The sequence below is a fragment of the Subdoligranulum sp. APC924/74 genome (genome assembly GCF_003324125.1).
Taxonomy (GTDB): Bacteria; Bacillota; Clostridia; order Oscillospirales; family Ruminococcaceae; genus Gemmiger; species Gemmiger qucibialis.
Genome location: NZ_PSQF01000126.1, coordinates 1 through 6,683 on the forward strand (window position 1 = coordinate 1; position 6,683 = coordinate 6,683).

5 protein-coding genes are annotated in these 6,683 nt (G+C 57.7%); 3 read left to right on the top strand and 2 right to left on the bottom strand.

Features of this window, described 5'->3' with window-relative positions; genetic code table 11:
• The 3 genes from C4885_RS16830 to C4885_RS14940 all read left to right on the top strand — a co-directional run.
• Positions 1-607: hypothetical protein (locus C4885_RS16830; protein WP_207657605.1), on the top strand; the 607-nt coding region annotated here is incomplete at its 5' end.
• Positions 608-890: 283 nt separating this feature from the next.
• Positions 891-1,331, top strand: coding sequence for an Hsp20/alpha crystallin family protein (locus C4885_RS14935; RefSeq protein WP_114001099.1), 441 nt, complete (start codon positions 891-893; stop codon positions 1,329-1,331).
• A 326-nt stretch (positions 1,332-1,657) separates the two neighbouring features.
• Positions 1,658-4,132 (top strand): excinuclease ABC subunit UvrA, encoded by a 2,475-nt coding sequence (locus C4885_RS14940; protein WP_114001100.1) that lies wholly within the window; start codon positions 1,658-1,660, stop codon positions 4,130-4,132.
• A 363-nt stretch (positions 4,133-4,495) separates the two neighbouring features.
• Here C4885_RS14940 and C4885_RS14945 read toward each other — a convergent pair whose 3' ends face one another.
• Positions 4,496-5,401 carry an ATP-binding protein gene (locus C4885_RS14945; RefSeq protein ID WP_114001101.1) on the bottom strand — a complete coding sequence of 302 codons (906 nt, stop codon included), beginning with the start codon at positions 5,399-5,401 and terminating at the stop codon, positions 4,496-4,498.
• 3 nt (positions 5,402-5,404) lie between these two features.
• Positions 5,405-6,532 carry a cysteine desulfurase family protein gene (locus tag C4885_RS14950; protein WP_114001102.1) on the bottom strand — a complete coding sequence of 376 codons (1,128 nt, stop codon included), beginning with the start codon at positions 6,530-6,532 and terminating at the stop codon, positions 5,405-5,407.
• Positions 6,533-6,683: the final 151 nt, after the last annotated feature.

Genomic DNA, 6,683 nt, shown 5'->3' on the forward strand with positions numbered 1-6,683 from the left:
TTTTGGCAACGCAGATGCCGTGCCGCAGCTGCCGGAGCGGTGCTTAAGCCGCAAGGCGGGAATTGTGCGGTGTTGCCTCGGATATCTCCTGACCAAACAAAAAGCGCGCAGCCCCGCCGTCAAGCGGGTGCCGCACGCCTTTGTGCAAAAGCAAAATCTCTTTTGTTCTTTTTATGCTTTTGTCTCCGGAATCAGAACGGGGTCCGCAGCTTTTGCACTGCGGACCCCGTTGTCCTTGCTCCGTGTTTGGATGGTTCTGATTATAGCATACTGCCAAAATTTTGCAAGCACTTTTTGTCGGCATCAGGTGGATTTTTGCCGCCGATTGCCTTATTTTATTAAGCTGTTTCTTCGTTTTTCATCTCGCATCCCCGTTTTTGCTTTCTTTTTTTCCGTCAAATTGTCCTTTGGGCTAAATAACTTCAAAATCACAGCTTTCCCCCGCACCACTGGATCATGCCGGGCAGCGGACGGCCCAGTCCGGCAGCCTTATTCCGCTGTTTCTCCCCGCCTTACGTTGTCACAGCCTTGTTTATCGAAGAGTTTCTCTGCCAATTTCTTCTGTCATCCAAAATCTCGAATTGTTTCTCGTTTTATCGTACCATAGTTTTATATCGAACGTTCGTCTTATTTTGTGCTGGCTTTTTCCGTCATTTCCCAATATTATATATTTTGTGAACAATCATTGCATAGGTTGTAAACATTAGCACTCTGCTATTGACAGTGCTAATTTTAGGGTTATAATAAAGGCGTACCTTGAAAGAGGGGGTGCGGAACGCAAGAGCGTTCCGGGAAACACCGCCAAGGAGCCGCAAGGCTCGGGAAGCGTCAGACTTCCCGGAGAGGCACCAAATAAAATTCCAGATTTTTACAAAGTGAGGTTATGACTTATGTTGCCGACTGTTTTTGGTGAAAATCTTTTTGATGATTTCTTTGACGATTCCTTTGGTATGATGAACGCACGCAACCCGCTGTACGGCAAGCATGCACGCAACCTGATGAAGACCGATATCCGCGAGACCGATACCAACTATGAGCTGGCCATTGATCTGCCGGGCTTCAAGAAGGATGAGATCCACATTGAGCTGAAAAACGGCTACCTGACCATCAGCGCCGCCAAGGGCCTGGATAAAGACGAAAAGGCCCCCGAAGGCAAGTATATCCGCCAGGAGCGTTACACCGGCGCCTGCAGCCGCAGCTTCTATGTTGGCACCGACCTGCAGCCCAAGGATGTCAGCGCCAAGTTCACCGATGGCATCCTGGAGTTGACCTTCCCGAAGGAAGCTCCCAAGAAGGAACCTGATGTGACCCGCGTTGAAATTGGTGAATAACCGATCTGCCTTTGCGGCATAACTGAATAAGTCTCAGCGGTGCCCCGCCCTTGACCCCAATCGGTCAGGGCGGGGCACCGCTTTTTTGTTTTGTTGCACCCCTGTGGTATAATGGTTTTATGGCAACACTGCACAATTCTAAGTGCCGATACGGCGAGCGAGGTGCGGCAGATGCCAAGCCAAAAGCGCAGATAATACTGGATGTCTTATCGAGCATTTTGGCAACGCAGATGCCGTGCCGCAGCTGCCGGAGCGGTGCTTAAGCCGCAAGGCGGGAATTGTGCGGTATTGCCTTATAATAAATCCAACAGGGGGCTGCTGTTTGTATGGTCGATCATATTGAGATCCGCGGGGCACGGGTACACAACCTAAAAAATATTGATGTCGATGTGCCGCTGAACAAAATCGTCGGCATTGCGGGTGTATCCGGTTCCGGCAAATCTTCGCTGGCGCTGGGCGTGCTGTATGCCGAAGGTTCGCGCCGGTATCTGGACGCACTTTCCACCTACACGCGCCGCCGCATGACCCAGGCCCCCAAAGCTGATGTGGACGAGGTTCTGTATGTTCCCGCCGCGTTGGCGCTGCACCAGCGGCCGGGGGTGCCGGGCATCCGCAGCACCTTTGGCACCGGCACCGAGCTGCTAAACAGCCTGCGGCTGATGTATTCCCGCCTTGCCAACCACCGCTGCCCCAACGGGCATTATCTTGCGCCCACCCTGGCCGTGGCCGCCGGGCAGGAGCTGATCTGCCCCGAATGCGGGGCCCGCTTTTACGCCCCTTCGGCGGAAGAGCTTGCCTTTAACAGCCAGGGTGCCTGCCGCACCTGCGGCGGCACCGGCACCGTACAGACCGTTGACCGCGCCACCCTTGTGCCGGACGAAAGCCTGACCATTGACGAGGGCGCTGTGGCCCCCTGGAACTCTTTGATGTGGTCGCTGATGACCGATGTCTGTCGCGCCATGGGGGTGCGCACCGATGTGCCGTTCCGCGACCTGACCGATGTGGAGAAAGAGATCGTCTATGACGGCCCGGCTGAGAAGAAGCACATTTTCTACCACTCCAAAAACAGCGAGCAGGCCGGGGAACTGGATTTTACCTATTACAGCGCCGTACGCACGGTGGAAAACGCACTCTCCAAAGTCAAGGACGAAAAAGGCATGAAGCGGGTGGAAAAGTTTTTGCGTCAGGATATCTGCCCGGACTGCGGCGGTTCCCGGCTGTGCGCTGCAGCCCGCGCACCCAGGCTGCAGGGTATCCCGCTGGATGAAGCCTGCCGCATGACCCTTTCCGACCTGGTTACCTGGGTAAGCGGGGTTCCCGCCGCCCTGCCGGAAGAAATGCGCCCCATGGCGCAGAGCATCTGTGAATCGTTCCAAACGGTGGCCAAGCGGCTGATGGACCTGGGGCTGGGCTACCTGGCGTTGGACCGCGCCGCGGCTACCCTTTCCACCGGCGAGCGCCAGCGTATGCAGCTGGCCCGCGCGGTGCGCAACCGCACTACCGGCGTTCTGTATGTGCTGGATGAACCCTCTATTGGGCTGCACCCCGCCAACATCACCGGCCTGACCGGCGTGATGCAGGACCTGATCCACGACGGTAACTCGGTCATTCTGGTGGACCATGATACCCAGATTCTATCCGAAGCCGATTGGCTGATTGAGATGGGGCCTCAGGCCGGTGCGGGCGGCGGCCAGGTGATTGCCCAGGGCAGCATCCCGGCCATTGAAGCAAACGCTGCTTCCCGCATTGGGCCGTTCCTGGCGGGCAAAGCGCAGTGCCTGCGACCCCAGGCCCCGCAAAGCGAGTTGTTCGCGCTGGGGCGCATTCAGCTTTCCACCAACGCCATCCACACCGTAAAGCCGCTGGACATCGAAATTCCCAAGGGGCGGCTGACTGTGGTGACCGGGGTTTCCGGCTCCGGCAAGACCACCCTTGTGCTGGAAAGCCTGGTTCCCGGCCTGAACGCCGCCATCCACGGCCAAAAGCTGCCGGAACATGTACGCTCTATTGTGCCGGACGGCATCACCCAGGTCAAGCTGATCGATGCCGCACCCATTGGCATCAATGTGCGCTCCACCGTGGCCACCTATGCCAATGTGCATGATGAGCTGCGCAAGAAGTTTGCCGCCACCCCGGATGCCAGGCAGGCCGGGTATAAAGCGGGCGATTTTTCCTACAACACGGGCAAGCTGCGCTGCCCCGTGTGCGATGGCACCGGCAGCATCAGCCTGGATGTACAGTTTTTGCCGGATGTGGAGATTCCCTGCCCCGAATGCCGCGGTTCCCGCTATGCCAAGGAGGCCGGGCAGATTTTTTACACCAGCAAGTCCGGAACCAGATATTCCCTGCCGCAGCTGATGGATATGGATGTGAACACTGCCCTGACCGCCTGTGCCGACTGGCCGGTGGTGCGCCAGCGGCTGACTGTTTTACAGGAACTCGGCCTTGGCTACCTGACCCTTGGCGAGGAAACGCCCGGCCTTTCCGGCGGCGAGGCCCAGCGCCTGAAGCTGGCCAGCGAGATGGGCAAAGCCCAGTCGGACTCTCTGTTTGTCTTTGATGAGCCCACCATCGGCCTGCACCCCGCCGATGTGCAGGTTCTGCTCGGCGTGTTCCAGACCCTGATCGAGCACGGCGCCACCGTCATCGTCATTGAGCATGACCTGGATGTGATCCGCAACGCAGACTACATCATTGATATGGGCCCGGGCGGCGGTGCCCAGGGCGGCACGGTGGTGGCCGCCGGCACGCCGGACGTTATCCGCCACATCCCCGCCAGCCAGACCGGCAAATTTATCTGAGGCAATACCGCACAATTCCCGCCTTGCGGCTTAAGCACCACTCCGGCAGCTGTGGCACGGCATCTGCGTTGCCAAAATGCTCGATAATGTCGGGTTGCGGTACCCGCACCGTGCTTCGGGGGCAAAAGCCCCTCGCACTCTGCGACCGCTGCCCTTGCTTCGGTTCGCTGTTTCCGCCACTGGCGGCGCTCACCTTTGCAGCATCCAGTATTATCTGCGCTTTTGGCTTGGCATCTGCCGCACCTCGCTCGCCGTATCGGCACTTAGAATTATGCGGTATTGCCCTGATTTTATATCTTTATAAACAAGCACATCCCTCGGCAGCGCCGTATTGGGCGGCCCGCCGGGGGATGTGTTTTGTTTTTATTCGGTTTTATCTGCTTCCTGCTTCTGCTTTTCTTTTAACTCTTTTTGCAGCTCCGCTTCCACGCGGTCAAAGCGCTCCAAAAAGCTATGTTCCTGCCCTTCGGTCTTGTAGCCGGGCATGGTATCCAGCGCAACGCCGTGGATGCTGCGGAAAATGCTGTTCTCAATGTTGGGGTTATCCCGCTTTAGGCGGCGCAGCAACACCTTGACTTCCTGCCGCTTGGAGCCACCGCCGCCGTTGTCGCAGGTGGTGCAGTTTTCGGTAAAGCGGCAGGCGCACTGGATGAATTCCAGGTCGTTATAGCGTTTCCAGGCAATGATATCTTCCTCCCGCACGCAGTACAGCGGACGGATCAGCACCATGCCGGGAAAGTTGGTGCTGTGCAGCTTGGGCGGCATAGCCTGCAGCTGGGAGCCATAGAACATGCTCATCACGGTTGTTTCGATCACATCATTAAAATGGTGCCCCAGTGCAATTTTGTTGCAGCCCAGCTCCTGAGCCTTCTTGTACAGGTAGCCGCGGCGCATGCGGGCGCACAGGTAACAGGGGGATTTATCGCTGTTGTTGGCGACCGCAAACACATCCGTCTCAAAAATTGTGATGGGGATATTCAGCAGTGCGGCGTTGCTTTCGATCTTCTGGCGGTTGATCTCATTATAGCCGGGGTCCATCACCAAAAACACCAACTCAAAGGGCACATCGCTATGGCGCTGCAGCTCCTGCATCAGTTTAGCCATCAGCATGCTGTCCTTGCCGCCGGAAATGCACACGGCAATTTTATCTCCCGCCTGCACCAGTTCATAGCGCTTGACCGCCACAATAAAAGGGGTCCACAGCTCTTTGCGGTATTTTTTGATAATGCTGCGTTCAATCAGCTGGCAGGGTTCCATCTGGCGTTCCAATGGTCATTTCTCCTTTTGCAAATCCTTCAGGCAGCGGTCAAACGCCGCCAAAAATCCGTTCAGTTCTTCTTCGGTGGTCAGGTGGCTCAGGCTGATGCGCCATGAGCTGAGCGCATTTTTGCGGTCCCGGCTGACGGCAAACACCGCCTTGGACGGTGTGCCGTCAGTGGAGCAGGCCGATTTGACGGACACGCATACCCCCTGCCCGCTCAACGCCTGCTGGAACACCCCGGCCTTGATGCCCGCCACGCTCACGTTTACAATGTGCGGCACCGCACTCGCCGGGCTGTTGATACGCACGCCGGGGCGCTTTTGCAGCTCTGCGCACAGGGTATCGTGCAGCGCCTGTACACAGGCGCAGCGCTGGGGCTGTTCATCCAGCGCAAGGGCCAGCGCCGCCTGCAAAGCCGCGGCAAGGCCCAGGGTGGGGGTGCCGCTGCGGTAAATGGTAGTGCTGGCCCCGCCGTTCATCTGAGGTTCGATCACCAGCCCTTTGCGCTTGTACAGCACGCCAATGCCGTTGGAGCCGTAAAACTTATGGGCGGTAAAGCTCATGGTATCCACGCAGTCCAGCCAGAGGGCCGTTTTCCCCACGGCCTGGGTGGCATCCACATGCAGGCGGCAGTTGGGGCAGCGGTGCACCAGCGCGGCGATCTCCCGCACCGGCTGCACGGTGCCCAGTTCACTGTCCACCCCGCAGATGGAAACCAGTACGGTATCCTTGCGCAACAGCTCTTCCAGCTGTTCCAGGTCAATTCTGCCATCCCGGCCAATGTTCAGCAGATCGATCTCGTACCCCTGCTGCTGCAAGGCCGTCAATGTTGCCCCCACGCTGGAATGCTCCAGCGGGGTGGAGATGATATGCCGCCCCACATGCCGGGCCGCGCGGGCCGTGCCCTTTAAGGCAAGGTTATTGGCTTCCGTTGCGCCCGATGTATAAATGATTTCCTCCGGCAGCACCCCCAGCTGTGCCGCAATCAGGCCGGTCACACGGTTCATCTCCTGTCGGGCGGCCTGCCCGGCGCAGTGGGTGGAATTGGGGTTGCCGATAAAATTCTGCTCGGTGCGGCAGTATACTTCCAGCACACGGGGGTCCACCGGCGTGTTGGCCGAATAATCCAGATATATCATGCGCAATCCCCCTGTTTCGTTGCCTGAAATTTAAGGCAACACCGCACAATTCCCGCCTAGCGGCTTAAGCACCGCTCCGGCAGCTGCGGCACGGCATCTGCGTTGCCAAAATGCTCGATAAGACATCCAGTATTATCTGCGCTTTTGGCTT